Source organism: Vagococcus entomophilus, assembly GCF_003987595.1.
Lineage (GTDB): Bacteria > Bacillota > Bacilli > Lactobacillales > Vagococcaceae > Vagococcus_E > Vagococcus_E entomophilus.
Window position 1 is genome coordinate 1,066,032 of the sequence record NZ_NGJZ01000001.1, and the last position, 16,754, is coordinate 1,082,785.

General features: G+C 35.8%; 13 protein-coding genes and 1 CRISPR repeat array (1 of these 14 only partly in view). Of the genes, 2 read left to right on the forward strand and 11 right to left on the reverse strand.

The window, feature by feature from the left end:
- A CRISPR array of direct repeats spans positions 1 to 793; the repeat unit is 29 nt; unit sequence ATTTACATTTCACTATATTAGATTAAAAG; it begins 14 nt to the left of the window's first position.
- Positions 794 to 1,316: 523 nt separating this feature from the next.
- From rpmG to CBF30_RS05100, 9 genes are all read right to left on the reverse strand, one after another.
- Entirely contained in the window at positions 1,317 to 1,466 is a 150-nt protein-coding gene (gene rpmG, locus CBF30_RS05060) for a 50S ribosomal protein L33 (RefSeq protein ID WP_126823363.1), read from the reverse strand.
- A gap of 127 nt (positions 1,467 to 1,593) precedes the next feature.
- On the reverse strand, positions 1,594 to 3,720 hold the full coding sequence (locus CBF30_RS05065) for a peptidoglycan D,D-transpeptidase FtsI family protein (RefSeq protein WP_126823365.1): 2,127 nt from the start codon (positions 3,718 to 3,720) through the stop codon (positions 1,594 to 1,596).
- 338 nt (positions 3,721 to 4,058) lie between these two features.
- Positions 4,059 to 6,005 (reverse strand): threonine--tRNA ligase, encoded by a 1,947-nt coding sequence (thrS, locus tag CBF30_RS05070; RefSeq protein WP_126823805.1) that lies wholly within the window; start codon positions 6,003 to 6,005, stop codon positions 4,059 to 4,061.
- A gap of 324 nt (positions 6,006 to 6,329) precedes the next feature.
- Positions 6,330 to 6,509, reverse strand: coding sequence for a 2-hydroxymuconate tautomerase (locus CBF30_RS05075; RefSeq protein ID WP_126823367.1), 180 nt, complete (start codon positions 6,507 to 6,509; stop codon positions 6,330 to 6,332).
- A gap of 73 nt (positions 6,510 to 6,582) precedes the next feature.
- On the reverse strand, positions 6,583 to 8,064 hold the full coding sequence (locus CBF30_RS05080; protein WP_126823369.1) for an AcpB/EbpR/MafR family transcriptional regulator: 1,482 nt from the start codon (positions 8,062 to 8,064) through the stop codon (positions 6,583 to 6,585).
- 68 nt (positions 8,065 to 8,132) lie between these two features.
- Positions 8,133 to 9,152 carry an acyltransferase gene (locus CBF30_RS05085; RefSeq protein ID WP_126823371.1) on the reverse strand — a complete coding sequence of 340 codons (1,020 nt, stop codon included), beginning with the start codon at positions 9,150 to 9,152 and terminating at the stop codon, positions 8,133 to 8,135.
- 10 nt (positions 9,153 to 9,162) lie between these two features.
- On the reverse strand, positions 9,163 to 10,056 hold the full coding sequence (locus CBF30_RS05090; protein ID WP_126823373.1) for a polysaccharide deacetylase family protein: 894 nt from the start codon (positions 10,054 to 10,056) through the stop codon (positions 9,163 to 9,165).
- Complete coding sequence (locus CBF30_RS05095) at positions 10,053 to 10,322, reverse strand: hypothetical protein (RefSeq protein WP_126823375.1); 270 nt, start codon at positions 10,320 to 10,322, stop codon at positions 10,053 to 10,055. The genes CBF30_RS05090 and CBF30_RS05095 overlap by 4 nt, the downstream gene beginning before the upstream one ends.
- A 1-nt stretch (position 10,323) precedes the next feature.
- Positions 10,324 to 11,526 carry a glycosyltransferase gene (locus CBF30_RS05100; RefSeq protein ID WP_245975029.1) on the reverse strand — a complete coding sequence of 401 codons (1,203 nt, stop codon included), beginning with the start codon at positions 11,524 to 11,526 and terminating at the stop codon, positions 10,324 to 10,326.
- Positions 11,527 to 11,781: 255 nt separating this feature from the next.
- Here CBF30_RS05100 and CBF30_RS05105 point away from each other — a divergent pair, with 255 nt between their 5' ends.
- On the forward strand, positions 11,782 to 12,726 hold the full coding sequence (locus tag CBF30_RS05105) for an L-lactate dehydrogenase (protein ID WP_126823379.1): 945 nt from the start codon (positions 11,782 to 11,784) through the stop codon (positions 12,724 to 12,726).
- Positions 12,727 to 12,782: 56 nt separating this feature from the next.
- Here the strand turns inward: CBF30_RS05105 and budA are convergent, their stop codons facing one another.
- Positions 12,783 to 13,502: an acetolactate decarboxylase gene (gene budA, locus CBF30_RS05110; RefSeq protein ID WP_126823381.1), complete on the reverse strand. Its 720-nt coding sequence runs from the start codon at positions 13,500 to 13,502 to the stop codon at positions 12,783 to 12,785.
- A 21-nt stretch (positions 13,503 to 13,523) separates the two neighbouring features.
- Positions 13,524 to 15,188 carry an acetolactate synthase AlsS gene (alsS, locus tag CBF30_RS05115; protein ID WP_126823383.1) on the reverse strand — a complete coding sequence of 555 codons (1,665 nt, stop codon included), beginning with the start codon at positions 15,186 to 15,188 and terminating at the stop codon, positions 13,524 to 13,526.
- Between the two features lie 808 nt (positions 15,189 to 15,996).
- Between alsS and CBF30_RS05120 the strand changes: the two genes are divergently transcribed.
- The gene (locus tag CBF30_RS05120; RefSeq protein WP_126823385.1) at positions 15,997 to 16,413 is read left to right on the forward strand and encodes a GNAT family N-acetyltransferase; all 417 of its coding nucleotides are present in this window, start codon (positions 15,997 to 15,999) and stop codon (positions 16,411 to 16,413) included.
- Positions 16,414 to 16,754: the final 341 nt, after the last annotated feature.

A 16,754-nucleotide genomic window follows, 5' to 3' on the forward strand; every position in this document is an offset into this window, starting at 1 on the left:
ATATTAGATTAAAAGACAAAACAAACACAAAGTAAAGCGAGGTGGTGTAAAATTTACATTTCACTATATTAGATTAAAAGTTTTTCTGTTCTTCGTGGCCTAATAACGTTAGACATATTTACATTTCACTATATTAGATTAAAAGGAAAAATATGAAAATCAAAAAAATTGGTAAATATCTATTTACATTTCACTATATTAGATTAAAAGAAGATCAAGAGCTAATCAAACTTATACAGCAACGTTATTTACATTTCACTATATTAGATTAAAAGTGGTGCTAGTATCTGTTTATTTACTACCTTAACTTTATTTACATTTCACTATATTAGATTAAAAGAAGTTATAAAATTATAAAATATCCATAGTAAATTCTATTTACATTTCACTATATTAGATTAAAAGTTATACAAATACCTCCCTATTTCTTATTGTGACTTCATTTACATTTCACTATATTAGATTAAAAGTTGTTCTGCATCGTCATAAGCAGATAAAGCATTTTATTTACATTTCACTATATTAGATTAAAAGTTGCAAGAAACAAAGTAACAATTTATATAATAGACATTTACATTTCACTATATTAGATTAAAAGTGCATCATTCAAGCTTGACGAAAGAGAGTTAGTAAAATTTACATTTCACTATATTAGATTAAAAGATGGGATTCCTAGATACTTTTGAGAGTACACGTTTAATTTACATTTCACTATATTAGATTAAAAGGTTGTAACTAAGTACAAGAAAACAAGTGACACAGCAATTTACATTTCACTATATTAGATTAAAAGGCTGGCTACCAAAGAGGTTGATCTGATAGGTTTAAATCGGTATAAATTGTCGACCACTGTTTTTACGGTTATTTTCTTTTTTATTCTATCATGTTTTTTCTAAAAAACCACTTAAAAAGCCGTAAAATCAAGCTTTGCTAAAATTTGTCGACCCCCACTACTTTTTGCGCTACTAAGGGTCGACAATGCGCTAATTGCGGTCTAAGAGCTAACTATCCAATATGAACTGAAATTTGGATATACGTATCAATGCTTAGATAATTTTTCGTAGAAAAAAATAATTAAAATCTATTTACGGATAGGAATTCACGCAAACCATTAAATAGGATAGAAAATAGGATCCTCCCCCAATCTTCTGATACTCAACGCGGAAGATAGCATTAGAAAGGTCAAATAAACGACGAAGCACGCTTCACAATTGCTCTATTTTTCAGCTAATGGGGAAAATCCAACACCTGTTTCACACAAAATAAAAAAGCCAGAAACCTTGCCTCACAAGGAATCTAGCTTACTGAGCATTAAACTATTTTGTTTCACGGTGTAAAGTAACTTTACGCTCACGTGGACAATATTTTTTTACTTCTAAACGTTCTGCATTGTTACGTTTATTTTTGCTAGAAAGATAATTACGTTCTTTGCACTCTGTACATTCTAATGTAATATTTACGCGCATGGTATTCCCTCCAAACATTTCTTTAGATATGAGTTGTTTCTCACACTTCAATATAATAGCATGTTTTTTGGCAAGTTTCTACCCTTTTTATAAAATTTGTTAAGTAATTCTACTTTACAAGTAAAAACTAATTCGCCCCATACATATCGGCATAAAGATTAAAGATTTCTTTGGCAATTAATAAGTTGGCATGTGCACTTTCATTTTCTAAGCGTGGCAATACAACTGAAACCGCCACTTTAGGATTACTTGCAGGAGCATATCCGATAAACGTACTCGTCACCACACTGTATGGATTTTGTGGATCATTTGCGTTTGGAGCAAATGTTTCAGCTGTCCCAGTTTTTCCAGCTACATCCATCTTAGCATCTTGTAACAAAGATCCTGTACGATTTGCATTGCTGCCGTGCACTACATTGTAGAACCCTTGTTTAATAATCGCTAATTCATCTTGGCTGATATCCACCTGATTTAAAATTTTAGGTGTGACCATTTGTTTTAAATCCCCTAAGTTGCCATTGCTGTCATTAGAATAAATTCCTTTCACAATGTGAGGTGCAATACGCTTTCCACCGTTTGCAATCGTAGAAACATATTGAGCAAGCTGCAACGCGGTATACGTATCATAGTTTCCATAAGACAAATCGAGCGCTTTCCCCATGATATCATCTGCTGATAGATCACTATTCACTAGTCCACTTGATTCACCTGGTAAATCAATTCCTGTATTTGTTCCAAGTCCATATTGGGCATACATTGAACGTAGCTTTTTAAAGACACTCGTATCCAGTTTAATACTAGAATTTGGCGTATAGGTTTGACCTAACATCAGATACACAATTTTCATCATATAAGCATTTGAAGAAAGCTCTAGTGCTTGCTCAGCCGACAATGCAATTTGTCCACTCCGGTTAAACCACGAGCTTTTCGAGGCACTACTTTGAAGTTTGATTGGTTCATCAACCAACACTTGGTTGCCACTAATCACTTTTTGTTCATAACCTGCACTAATCGTTGCCCCTTTGACAACAGAACCAGGCTCAAACGACTTATTGATTGTTCCAAGTGTATCATCTTCCAAAGCCCCCGTTGTGGTATCATGCGTTAAACCAGTCATCGCTAAAACTTCCCCATTTTGGGGATTGGTGACAACCACGTACGCACCAGGAGAGTTCTTAGCTGCACCACTCGTGATTAGGCTTTGATAATATTTCTTCAAAATGTCTGCAGTTTTCTGCTGAAAATCCAGATTCATTGTCAGCATCAAGTTGTCGCCTTTTTCACCCGCGTATGTGGTAGTTTGGTCGACAATCTCCTGTTTTTTATTTAAAGTTACTTCTGTTTGCGCTTTGGTTCCTCTTAATACTGATTCGTATTGCTTTTCTAAGTAACTCAAGCCAACACGGTCATTTCTAGAATAGCCTTTTGTTAAATAATAATTGATATCGTCCGCTGGTAATCCAGCTTTCTCTGTTGATACAGTTCCTAAAATCGTGCTCATTGTGTCGCCATAAGGATAGGAGCGAGTCCAATCCATTCCTGTAGAAATCCCGGATAAATCTGCAGTATTTTCGCCAATAATTGCGATTTCTTCATTTGTTACACCTGTATTTTTGATAAAAGTCGGCGTTAGAGAATAAGCTCCATTCATCTTTTTAAAGATGGTTGCTGCTTTTAGCGTCTGTGCATCAAAGCTGATTTCTTGGTCGGTTACTTTGTCTACAATCTTACTATATAGCTTACCTGAAGCCAATTCATCCCCGTGCTTATCGACCTTTTCAGACTCGGAGAGGCGTTTTTCTGCTTGCTTGTAATTACTCGTATTCGCTAACCAATAATCTTTTTTATCCCTTATCGTCAAATCCTCAGCCGGAACATCAATCAATTTATTGAGTTTGTTGGCTAATTTTAAAAGATCTTCTGCATCCATACCAGGACTTCTTGTAAATACGATTGCTTGATTAGCTTGATTACTAACCAATGCTTTTCCTGAAGAGTCATAAATCATCCCTCTTGGCGCATTAGTTTGAACTGCCTTTTTCGTCGAGGAAGCAATATTTTCTTTAAAGGTATTACCATTTACAATCTGTAAATAGGATAGTTGAATAATAAGTGCTACAAACAAAATAAATACAATAAAAAATAAAAAATTTAAACGCATAGGAACATGCGATTTCCGAATAACTGATTTTTTAGGTGGAGTCCCATGATTTTTTTTCATTGATGCTAGCCATGCCGTGATTTTTTCTTTCATTTATTCTTGTCCTTCCGAGCAATCATTTTCTTTCGTTCTTTTTAATTGTACCAATTATTTTTCAAAAAAACAGGAAAGAAACCATTTTTTAAAAACTTTTATAGTTTGCTTCCTTCCGTTACCAGTATCTCATGCTTAATTCTTTTTTTCAACAGCATAAAAATGAGGTTGAGATAGATGTCTTTAGCTCTTAAAAATAAAGTAGGAAGCGCTTCTGCCACTACATTTTGCTCGGATAGTAAAAGCCTGAGCCACAACTTAAAAGTTGTGACCCAGGCTCTTTTTTCCTATCTCAATAAGTTTTTTGGGACAATTTTTGAGGATATTAATGGAAGTACTTATTCATTTCCCACACGACTGTATTGTCCGACCTCAGCAACGATACTATCCACAAAGATGTTGAGATCTTCTGTTGCAGTCTCTTTGCTACCGTAATGACGAACATTTACAGTTGCTTCATCGCGTTCTTTATCTCCAACAACTAATTGATAAGGAACTTTTTGCATTTGAGAACTACGGATTTTATAGCCTAATTTTTCATTACGATCATCGACTTCAACTCGAATTCCTTGTGCAACCAAACGTTCTTTTACCTCATAAGCATAATCGGCATGATGCTCATTGCTTACTGGGATAATGGTTGCTTGGACTGGAGACAACCAAGTTGGGAAAGCTCCTTTGTAAACTTCTGTCAGGTAGGCAACAAAGCGTTCCATAGTCGAAACAATCCCTCTATGAATCACCACTGGACGGTGTGTATTTTCACCATCTTCACCTACATAAGTTAAATTAAAGCGTTCAGGAAGCAAGAAGTCTAACTGAATCGTAGAAAGTGTTTCTTCCATACCCATTGCAGTAGTTACTTGGACGTCCAATTTGGGTCCGTAAAAAGCAGCTTCTCCTTCTGCTTCCACATAGTCAAGACCTAACTCATCTACCGCTTCTTTCAACATTTTTTGTGCTTTTTCCCACATCTCATCGTCATCAAAATATTTTTCAGTATTCTTAGGGTCACGGTAACTTAAGCGGAATTTATAATCAGTAATGTTGAAATCCGCATAAACAGCGACCATCAATTGTAAGGTACGTTTAAATTCATCTTTAATTTGATCTGGGCGAACAAATGTATGACCATCATTTAGTGTCATCTCACGAACTCGTTGCAAGCCACTCAAAGCACCACTCTTTTCATAGCGATGCATCATGCCTAATTCAGCAATACGAATCGGCAATTCGCGGTAACTACGAACATCATTTTTATACACCATCATATGATGCGGACAGTTCATTGGGCGCAGAACAAGCATTTCACCATCACCCATGTCCATTGGTGGAAACATGTCTTCATGGTAGTGATCCCAGTGACCAGAGGTTTTATAAAAATCAACATTCGCCATAATCGGCGTATAGACATGCAAGTACCCTAAGCTAATTTCTTTATCCACAATGTAACGTTCAATTACACGGCGAATGGTTGCACCTTTTGGTAGCCAAAATGGTAGCCCTACTCCAACGCTCGCATTTGTCATAAACAAGTCTAATTCTTTTCCTAGCTTACGATGGTCACGTTCTTTAGCTTCTTCGCGCATAGTCAAATATGCTTTCAGCGCTTTCTTATCAAAAAAGGCTGTTCCATAAATTCTTTGCATCATGTGATTGTCTGAGTTTCCTCTCCAATATGCACCTGCAACAGATAAAAGTTTGAAAACCTGAATTCTGCCCGTTGATGGCACATGCACGCCACGGCACAAGTCCACAAAATCTCCTTGATCATAAACCGTAATTGTTTCATCACTCGGTAGTTCTTGAATCAACTCTACTTTGTATGGATCTTCTTTGAACAAGTCTAAAGCTTCTTCTTTTGTTACGACTTTACGAACAATTGGATGATTTTCTTTTACAATTTTCATCATTTCAGCTTCAATTTTTGGTAAGTCTTCTTCTGTTACGACTTCTTCTCCATTATCTGTATCGTAGTAAAACCCTGAATCAATTGCCGGACCTACTCCAAAATGAATAGATGGATATAATCTACGAAGTGCATTGGCCATCAAATGAGCCGCAGAATGACGAAGTATTCCTAAAGCATCCTCGTGATCTGGCGTTACGATTTCAAGCGAGCCATCTACTTCGAGCGGTAAAGTTAGATCCACTAGCTCTCCGTTATATTTTCCTGCTAAGGCTTTTTTGGACAAACTTTTACTAATACTTGCTGCAATCTCAACAGTGCTTGTGCCTTTTTCAAATTCTTTTTTAGCTCCATCTGGAAATGTTACGTGAATCATTGACATATAACTTCCTCCTTTATAATTTATCGGTACCCGATTCCAACAAAAAAAGTCCTAATATCTCACAAAAGTAAGATATTAGGACGAAATTATTCGTGGTTCCACCTAAAGTTTAGAGTAAACTCTCTTCATTACGTGATAACGGTACGACCGATTTAGTTTCAACTAAATTCTCGAAAGCGGTCAATTTTTGTGCATGTCTAGAAAACTCTCAGCTTTGTTTTCCTCTCTAATAAACCTGCGCTCAAAAAAAGTTGTCTTTCTCAAAGATCAATCTATACGATTATTTAAGCACGAATCTATAAAAAATGCAAACATTTTTTATTTTTTCATTTCTCCGCCAACAGCATAATCGCCTTTTTTCATATCATTGATAATGACATGAACATTTCCAGCTGGGGCACCAGTATTTTTTACAATAGCCTCAGTGACATCCTTTACAAGACCATTTTTTTGTTCTTGAGTACGACCTTCAACTAAATTAACAGTAACGATAGGCATTTTTTTCACTTCTTTCTTTCAAGTTGCCTCCAGTATATAAGAATCAAAAACTAAAGTAAATACATTCAATGAATTATTTTTCACTGGAAGGGTCATTTAAATAGTTTTCCTTTAGGTATTTTGAATAAAAGACATCAATCATTTGATGCACTTCAAAATAATCCTCGATTCGAAATATTTTTTCCTGAATGACCACATTGCGTTGCTGACTAATTTTTCTTTGGGAAACAATACAGTCAATCTCTCCTTTTTGGAAATCCTTTTGAATTGTCTCTTGATCAAAATAAAAGATAACTTCCAATTTTGAAGGAAAATGAAAAAGTAAATTAATCTTGATATACTCATAAAACTCCAAACCTCCCCAATAAAAAAGACCTGTTTTCATTTTAGGAATTGCATACAAAAAATGTTCATAAATCCTTGACTGCGATAAAATAATTTGTGAATAAATCAAATATAGCAATTGGTTATCCAGCGATTCGCAGCAACCACCAATCTCTGTTCGGACTAACTCCAATAGTGTCGAATTAATTGGATCAGAGAGCGTAATTTCTCGTTCTTTTTTTCTCATAAGCTCGTGTATGACCATTTGCTTATTCACGGTAATCATCTGATAAATTTGATAAGATAAAATCATTGTCTCTTTCTCTGATAATTGAGGCGATATTTTATGGACTAATTTTTTTGTTGCCTTATTTGTATCCATCATCTTTTGACTAAATTCTCTTTCTAGCGATTCTTTAAAATCAGAAAAATCAAGAAATACGCCGACATTAAATAAATAATAAAAAATACTTTTTACTTTTTCAATCAAGTGAACCGATAGTTCGTCCTCCGCAAAGTTTGTCTCAATAATTTTGATTAGCTTGCGCTCAAAAGTCCGGTTGTGCAAGTAGGCAATATGATTATCTTTTCCTTCTCGGTAACAGCTAATGGCAAGCCATAATTTAAACTCTTCCATTTTGTAGAAATGAACGCTGTGCTCATCCAGCATCTTCTTTAAAATAAGTGTGCAATCATCAAAAAATTTTGTGGTTCCAATAGGAATTTCTTGATAAAGATATTTTTCCTGAAAAAAAAGAAGATAAAACTGACGAACATAGTCTTCGTTTCCTCGTACTTTGATTGGTTGCGTCTCGATTTGGATTTCTAAGTGCTTAAGCTCAGTTCTTATCCGGTGAACCGCTCTAAAAATAGTTGTTTCACTCACAAAAAATTTATCCGCCAAACTTTGATAACTGTGTTCTTCGACAAAAAAAAGTTCTTCAAGAATTTGAAGTTCTAAACTTTCTTTATACATCAAGACATATAACTCATTTTCCGTAATTGCTTCTGGGAAACAAACACGTTTAATTTGAGCCTTTTCTTGTTCAATCACTAGCGAGGGAATAAATTTTTTACAAAATAAAATATCAGTTCGAATCGTTTGGGCGCTGAACTCTTTAAACGTATCTCTAATTTGAGTGAAGGTGCACTCTTTTTGTGCATGGAAGTACTCCAACAATTCTAATTGCCTTTTGAGCGCTTTACTCAGTAGTTCTCGCACATTCACCATTCCTTTCCAACGATTTCATTTTTTAAGCTTAAGTATACTTTTTTTTTAACTATGAGACAAACAATTACTCATTTCCTAGCCTTATGCCTTCTTCTCAAGATTGAAAAGCTCATTTTTGTTCCAACTGCTAACACAAAAGAACCGGTATAAACCAAAAATACGGGGAGGACTATCCAATACAACGCTACTTTCATTGAAGGTACTACTGCTTTGAATCTTGGATATACCAGTGTATCTAAGACATAAGAAAGCAAATACATGTATAGCGTGTAGTTCGATATAAGCGCGAGCGGTTGCTTCCAACGAGTTGAAATTTTCACTTTCAACAATCCAATAAAAATAAAAACTGCCAAAAAATAGGCTTGGTAGCTATAATAATCATTAAATCCCTGCCACTTAAAAACACCTCCATAACTCACCAACACATTATGAACACCACTTACAAATAGAGCCACTGACCCGCTAAGCAAAACAGGCTTTTGTTTAATTTCTTTCTTGTACGTCGCAATATATGCGCCAGAAAAGTAGTAGGTAATGGGATACATTTGCTGAAAAAAATCAGGAATTATTTTTTCAAATGTGTTAAAAAACGTTGGAAGTATCGTGATGGAGATTAAAACAAATAACAGCAAACGATGCTCCTCTACTGAGCGACAACTGTTCCACATTTTATTTAAAAAAGGAATCAGCAAGTAAAGAGCCAGATACATCTCAATATACCAAGCGTACGGTGCGGTAGAATAATCAAAGATCCCCATGACTCCCTCCCAAATACTCAGTTTTTCATCAAAAATAAACACGCGAAATAAATAAATCACAACCGAAGCCTGAACATATATTATTAAAACTTTCGCAAGTTGCGTGTAGTAACGATAAGAAAGCTTTTTATTTTTCATTAAATAGCCACTAAGTATCAAAAAGAGAGGCACACATGGGATAAATAGCACGCGTAAAAATACCATCACAATCATTTGCCAATTATCAATAGGTAAATCATAGAAGGTGGTATTAAGAAAAAAATGAACGGACACGACCATCAATGTCGCAACACACCTAATTAAGTCTAAATTTGCATCTCGCTTGTCCACTGCTTTGTCCTCACTTTCTTAAAAGCCACGTCGATAAGTATTTCCAGCTTTGATCCGTCACAATCACCCGAGGCAATCTTTTTAAATCACTGTCTGAATTTACCACCCCATTTTCTAAAGAGAAGATCGCCTGAATCCCTTGTTGGTACAAATAATCTGCCATATTATCTTGAAGCACACCATATGGAGAGGCAAATAGACTAGGAGCTTGCGTAGCAATATGTTCGCTATAATGCTTGATACTCGCCTTGTAATCTTTTACAAATTCTTTGTAAGAACTTTTCTTTGATAGGATCGGTTTGTTTTTTTCTTGGTAATGCATATCATCCGTATGAAGCCCAATGGTCACGAGCGGATTGAAAGCCAGTTTTTCAATATCTGACCAGTTAGCCATTTGTGAACCATCTAAATATTGACTCGTTTGTCCTGTAATCACAAATGTCGTGTACGGAAAGTTCAGCTCATTCAATACAGGAAAAGCATTTTGAACAATAGAAATATCAATGTCATCAAACGTAATCACTACATATTTTTTGTCGATTTGATTTTTTTTTATTCTTTCTAGCATCTCATTAATTGAGATTACCGGGATTTGATTTTTCTTTAGGAAATTCATTTCCTCTTTAAATTTCTTTGCTTCTACATTAAAACTATGTAATTGTGAATTGGAACTAATTGTTTTTCCGAGTTTCACTAACTGATTTTCATTCAAAACTCTGTGGTAGCATAAGATTAGGATGCCTGTATCTTCTTTAGAAAAATTCATGGGCGTATCGTATAATTTTTCGGCACCCTTTGAACTACTGACTTCTTTTTTAGTATAGTGCAGCACTGAAAAAAGTAGTACAACCAAACAAATGACACTACTGAATACTAATAAACAGTTAAAAATCTTTGCTCTCATCCTTCCATTCCTTTCACAAGCTTAAATATCGCAGCGGTTCCTAGCAAAAGAAACAGCCACAGGATTCCATCCATAATCTCTCCCAATTGAGTGGGACTAAAATTAAAAACCAAATAATACGTAACTAAAGTATCGGAATACATTTTGATCAAAAAGTTGATTCCTAAAAAAAGAACGCCCCCAAAGAATAGCCAAAATAATCCCATTAACAGATCTTCTATTCCGATTCTCAACCAAGAACGTTTTTTTCGAATAACTAGTTTCAACTTAAATCCCCCTATCTGGACTTTCCCATTTCCCATGACTCGTTTTTTTCATTAGCACAGCCCATTCGGCATAAAGTGCTGTCATTAAATTAATTAGCCAATAATAAAGTAAATAACCTGGTAAAACCAAATAATCTGAAGCTTTTAGCTGTGCTTCTTTTAGGGATCTTCGAATACCCATAAAAAATTGAATACAGGCAACTGCAACATATAGAAGCATGAGCGTCCCATTAATTTTCAGTGCATGTGTCAAACTTATGTAATAAATATATTGTCCAACAGAAATCAAAAATAACCAGGACCAAATGTGACTCAGAAGCATTTCGACTAACAAGCATTTTTCACTCCAACTTCCTTTGAAAAGGAGTGTTTTATTGCTTAAAAGCATTTCAAATCCTCCAATTGCCCACCGGGATCGTTGCTTTATTAGGTTCCGTATTTTCTCAGGTGCCAAAATCCAAGTTATTGCTTTTGGTTGATAGACTACACGCCAATTTTTTTGGTACAATTTCCAAGTAGCATCAATATCTTCTGTCATCGTCTCTTCTGTCCATCCACCGATTTTGGTTAACGCTTTTACCCGATACAAAACAAGGACACCAGAAACGGTCATAATTTGGTCAAAGAAAAAGCTTTGTGCTTCTTTGATTCGTTCAATAATTCCCAAATACTCTAATGTTTGCAGACGACCTAGCAATGTCGTTCGATTTCTAATAATCGGTCTGCCGGTTACCGCCCCAATTTTTTCGTCTTGTCCCATGCTTTCCATGAGTTTTTCTAGCGCATTGGGAGCTAAATGGGCGTCTGAGTCTACCACTAATAAATACTTTGTTTCAACTTTTTTCAAAGCAAAATTCAGCGCCTTGGCTTTTCCACAATTTTTTTCTAAATTAACTAACGTCAGTTGCCTTTCCTCGCAATATTTTTTTTGTAAACATTTCATTTTTTCTAACGTTTTATCTGTACTGCAGTCGTTAATCAACATGATTTCATAATCAGAATAAGTTAGATTTATCAGTGATTCTACGGACATTTCAATCGTTTCTTCCTCATTATAAGCAGGTACTAAAATAGTGATTTTATCCTGTTTTTTTGGGGAGGTATTTTCTCTTTTTAAATAAAAAAACAGACTTCCGACTATCCAAAAGATGGACATAATAACTGGATAATAAGAAACAAAAACATTCAACGTTTGAGTGATCATTTCTTCCAATATTTTCACCTCATTTAGTTTAATCATTCACCCAAGTGGAACACTTTCATTATAAAGTTAAGAAAACGAAACCCTCTTTCATCTTTTTGTTTCTGCTTTAAAAATAAAAAATCATTTTCCAAAAAAAATATGCTTTTTCCAATTCATCTGCTCTGATTGACGTGATTTCGTCCAGTTTCTTGCCTATTCTATGATTTGTGCTACTATAAATTTAAATATGATTATTACATTTTAGGAGGAAGCCAAATGATTAAAACAAGAAAAATCGGAATTATCGGAACGGGCCATGTCGGTTCTCATGTCGCTTTTTCACTTGCAACACAAGGAGAAGTAGACGAACTTATCTTGATTGATAAGGATCAAAATAAAGCAATCGCACAAGCACTCGATTTAATGGATGCAACTAGTTATTATCCTCATCATCTCCTCGCAAAAGCGGGTACTTACTCTGATTTAAAAGAGGCCGATATTCTTGTAATTAGTGCTGGCCCACTTCCTGATATGTTTCAAGATCGATTAGATACATTAAACGATACAATCACAGTATTGAAAGAAATATTGCCTCAAATTAAAACATCAGGTTTTTCTGGCATTATCCTAAGTATTTCTAATCCAGCTGACGTGGTTGCGACGTATATCCAGAAATTTTTGAATTATCCTAAAAATAAAATCCTAAGCACAGGTTGTGTGCTTGACTCTGCTCGTTTGCAATCGCGCTTGTCTCAAACCTTAGATGTGAATCGAAAATCTCTCATTGCTTATTGCATGGGAGAACATGGATCCTCTGCCATGGTCTCTTGGTCAAATGTTTTTGTTGGTGCTCTACCACTTGCTGATTTTTTAAGATTGAGAAACCTATCCTCTTTTGATACGGACCAGCTTTTATCTGAAACAAAAGAAGGCGGCTATCTTGTCTTGCGAGGAAAAGGCTCCACTGAATTTGGGATTGCTGCTTCATTAGTTGAGATTGTCCGTTGCATCTTCCATAATGAACACAAAATATTGCCCGCATCTGTTTATTTAGATGGTGAGTACCAGCAAAGTGGTATCTTTGCCTCTGTTCCTTCTATTATCGGAAAAAATGGCGTTGAACAAATACTAGAAATTAAGTTAACCCAACAAGAGCAAGAGGCTTTTACGCACTCCTGCTCCGTTATCAAGCAAAACTATGAAAAAGCGCTAATTCTTTAAACTAAAAAAACCTGTTTCCAACTAATAAAAGTTGAAAACAGGTTTCTCTGTCTGAACTACCCTTCAGCAGACTCAATTTCTGCATGTAAATCGGTATCGTCAAACTCAGTTTGTAAAAATGTCGAATCTTCCACTTGGAAATGTTGCACAAGCGACTCTATTGTTTGGACCTCAACGGTTCCACTATTAATTGTGTAATCCAAGATGTGTCCACCAAAAGTATGCGCATCATCGATAAAATGCAGATGAAACCCAGCACAAGCTACTCCCTGAAATAATTCTGGTGTGTAAAATCCCATGATCGTACCACTTACGTTTTCTTTCGTATACTCTGGCTGTATGTCAGAAACTTTTACCAGACGCGGATATGGCTTTTCTTGTTTCGGCATGATCCGAATATGCATTTTTTCAAAATATCCTTTGACACAAAAAGCGTGAAACGCATTTTTACTCTTCATGCTATCAATCATAAATTGCTTCAACTCATCCGAGTCCATCTTATGCTCTACTTTAAGAGTACGATCTGAAACAAATTTTGTTACTGCGGCGTAAGGTAATTTTTCTTGCGCCTCCATTTTTCTAAGCGTATTGTCAGACTGTGCTTGGTAGGCCGTACCGTCTAGAATAATTAATTCTCCATCTAATGCATTCAATGTCCCAATTCCCAAATCTCCATGTTCTAAAACAGACCCAATCGAAGAAGTCCCTTCAAACAAACCAGCCATCAATGCGCCTAATGTTCCATGTTGATATAACATTGCAGGTGTCTTTCCCATTTTTTTATTCCTCTTCTCTTTTTAATAAAATTGATCTGGTAGCATGGTTTCGCCAAGTTTTTTGTTGTCCTTATAATCAATTGGAATATCTACAATAACAGGTCCTTCTGTAGCAAATGCTTTGGCGAGGACTTCTTCCAATTCTCCGGAATGTTCTACTCGTAATCCAGTAGCTCCGAAAGCTTCAGCGTATTTGACAAAATCAACTGGTCCAAAATCAACGCCTGAAGAACGACCATATTTCATTTCTTCCTGAAATTCAACCATGTTGTAACGGCCATCGTTCCAAATTAAATGGACAATGTTTAAGTTTCTACGAACAGCTGTTTCTAACTCTTGAGCTGAAAATAGGAAACCACCATCTCCAGATACGGAAACAATTTGTGTATTTGGACGGACTAAAGCGGCTGAAATTGCCCAAGGAAGTGCCACACCCAATGTTTGCATTCCGTTACTAAATAGTAGATGACGTGGTTCATAGCTTCTAAAATGACGTGCCATCCAGATATAATGACTTCCTACGTCTACTGTTACGGTCATTTCATCTGTCACAATATTTTGTAAAGCATTAATAACCGCTAAAGGATGTGTCAATGGTTTGTCCTCGTTGCTTTCTACGACATCACGCTCTTTTAGTTTTTCTTGCAACGTAGCTAAGTAGCGCATTGAATCTTCTGGTAAACGATGACCATGCATATAAGGTAATAAGAAATCTAACGTTTGAGCCATATCGCCAATTAACTCTTTTTCTGGTTGGTAGAAAGCATCAATCTCAGCTGGGGTATCATCAATGACGATAATTTTAGCATCTGATTCAGCATTCCAGTTTCTTGCTTCGTATTCAATCGGGTCATATCCTACAGCAATTACCAAGTCACTACGTTTTAACAGCATGTCTCCTGGTTGATTGCGGAATAACCCCACACGACCAAAGAAGTTGCTTTCCAATTCTTTAGATATAATGCCAGCTGCTTGGAATGTTTCTACGACTGGAATATTAGTATGAGCAATAATATTGCGAATTGCTTGGGTAACCTCAGGACTAGAAGCACGCATCCCGACAAGCAAAACTGGCAATTTCGCTTCTTTAATTCTTTGTGAAAGTAAGGTAATCTCAACAGGACTTGCTGGTCCAAGTTTTGGCTCTAAAAGAGGCTGTACCGCTTTATTTTTTACCTTAGCATCAACCACGTCTTGTGGAACACTGATAAAGCTTGCACCTTGTTTGGCAGAACTAGCAGCACGCCAAGCATTGGCAATTACCTCGGATAGATTTTCTGGATCTTGAACCTCTGCACTATACTTTGTAATAGGTTTGAATAAAGCCGCGTTGTCCATACTTTGATGCGTCAATTTCAATAGATCCCCACGTTTTACTTGCCCACCTATTGACAATACTGGATCGCCTTCTGCGGTAGCCGTCACAAGGCCAGTAGCTAAATTACTTGCACCAGGTCCACTTGTCGCTATGACTACCCCTGGTTTACCTGTTAAACGGCCAATTCCTGCTGCCATAAAAGCAGCATTTTGTTCGTGGCGCGCTACAATAAGCTCTGGTCCGCGATCTTCTAACACATCAAATACTCGATCAATTTTTGCACCTGGGATACCGAATATATAATCTACATCATGATTAATCAAACTATCTACGATGGCATCTGCCCCGTGTCGTTTTTCTTCTGTCATATTTTTCACTCCTCTGATTGTCGTTAACTATTCTAGTGCTAATCGCACAATTATTCAACTGTTTTGCACGAAAAAATAATAATTTTTTTATTCTGTTTTTTATTAATATATACCTTTTAAGAACGGTATTCAAAATTCTTTTATTTCATTTTCGCTGACCTTACATGTCCTGGTTACTAAATAAAACTATTTTCGGATAAAAATGAAAGCGAAATCAAATCCTAAAAAATAGGTGTATGGTACCTTGACTTATATATAATATCTTGCACCTTTCCTCTTTTCTTTTTGAAATTTTGAACACAGTCTATAGAAAGACTCTGCTTTTCGTATCGCTTAACAAATCATGTAAATAAACATCTATTTTTAAAATTATTTTTTCACATTTTACCGTTCTGTATTCATTAATTATAATACAGTTTTGTTTTTTTGTTCCATTCTGTTATAAAATGTGTTTAGTAAACGTAAAGGATGGCAGTTCCTTGCTTGACTCTTGCCACTCTTTTGCAAATGATAAAAAAAAAGAGAGCAAAGCGGGATAGGCTCTGCTCTCAAAGGAGTAAAAATGAAAAAGGTTTGGGTTGTTTTGTTGGTATGTCTATATAATACTGATAAACTATGGTCGTTTTATTGGTAAATCATTACTTCTTTAAGAAATAAATTGGGAGATTTTGTGTCAGTTATTAGGATTTCTTTAAATTCTCTTCACTTTGTACTATAATCAATAAAAAGGAGGGTTCATGCTATGAGAACACTTTTATATTTATCTCTTTTTCATTTTTAAAAAGAAAATGAAAAAGGAGAAACTACTATGACTATTACATTTGAGCAGCAAGGTTCTTTTACAAAGCAAGAAATAAAGGAGCTCTATACTTCGGTTAATTGGACGCTGTATACCAAAGACTTGGATCAAACACTTTTTGCAATTTCACACAGCGACTACATCATTGCGCGCCAAGATACCCAATTGATTGGCCTGATTCGCGGTGTGACTGATCAAGTTTCCATCCTATTTATCCAGGATTTACTGGTTCATCCAGACTTCCAACAGCAGCAGATTGGTTCATCGCTAATCCAACAGCTCACTCAGCGATTTCCTAAGCTAGGGCAGATTGTCCTACTGACAGATTGCACAGACAAGACAAAGAAATTTTACAAGCACAACGGGTTTCTTGATACTTCAGACAACCATGATCTTCTTTGTTTTTATCAAGATTTACGAATTTAATACATTAAAGCCTGGGATATAGCTAAAAGTCTATGTCCCAGGCTTTTAGCATCCATATATCCATATAAGCGGCTGAAACAGCAGCAACGCCTGCTTGATTCTCGTAGTGAAGCAGATGAGCGCCAGCTGAACAATTTCAGTTCATATAAAAAAGAGGATAGTACGTTTGCACTATCCTCTAGGAGTAAAAATGAAAAAAGTTTGGGTTGTTTTGTTGGTATGGGTTTATAATAGCGCCAAAATGTGAATTTTTTGTGACGAATTAACTACTAGTTTGCGAAATTTAGAAAGCGATTTTTTAAAATGACAATCTAACGTCCAATACCACCTTTTAACCACCT

Bases quoted from the DNA above. Each gene is read 5' to 3' on its own strand.
- rpmG (WP_126823363.1), bottom strand. From the start codon at position 1,466: ATGCGCGTAAATATTACATTAGAATGTACAGAGTGCAAAGAACGTAAT.
- CBF30_RS05065 (WP_126823365.1), bottom strand. From the start codon at position 3,720: ATGAAAGAAAAAATCACGGCATGGCTAGCATCAATGAAAAAAAATCAT.
- thrS (WP_126823805.1), bottom strand. From the start codon at position 6,005: ATGATTCACGTAACATTTCCAGATGGAGCTAAAAAAGAATTTGAAAAA.
- CBF30_RS05075 (WP_126823367.1), bottom strand. From the start codon at position 6,509: ATGCCTATCGTTACTGTTAATTTAGTTGAAGGTCGTACTCAAGAACAA.
- CBF30_RS05080 (WP_126823369.1), bottom strand. From the start codon at position 8,064: ATGGTGAATGTGCGAGAACTACTGAGTAAAGCGCTCAAAAGGCAATTA.
- CBF30_RS05090 (WP_126823373.1), bottom strand. From the start codon at position 10,056: ATGAGAGCAAAGATTTTTAACTGTTTATTAGTATTCAGTAGTGTCATT.
- CBF30_RS05100 (WP_245975029.1), bottom strand. From the start codon at position 11,526: ATGATCACTCAAACGTTGAATGTTTTTGTTTCTTATTATCCAGTTATT.
- CBF30_RS05105 (WP_126823379.1), top strand. From the start codon at position 11,782: ATGATTAAAACAAGAAAAATCGGAATTATCGGAACGGGCCATGTCGGT.
- budA (WP_126823381.1), bottom strand. From the start codon at position 13,502: ATGGGAAAGACACCTGCAATGTTATATCAACATGGAACATTAGGCGCA.
- alsS (WP_126823383.1), bottom strand. From the start codon at position 15,188: ATGACAGAAGAAAAACGACACGGGGCAGATGCCATCGTAGATAGTTTG.
- CBF30_RS05120 (WP_126823385.1), top strand. From the start codon at position 15,997: ATGACTATTACATTTGAGCAGCAAGGTTCTTTTACAAAGCAAGAAATA.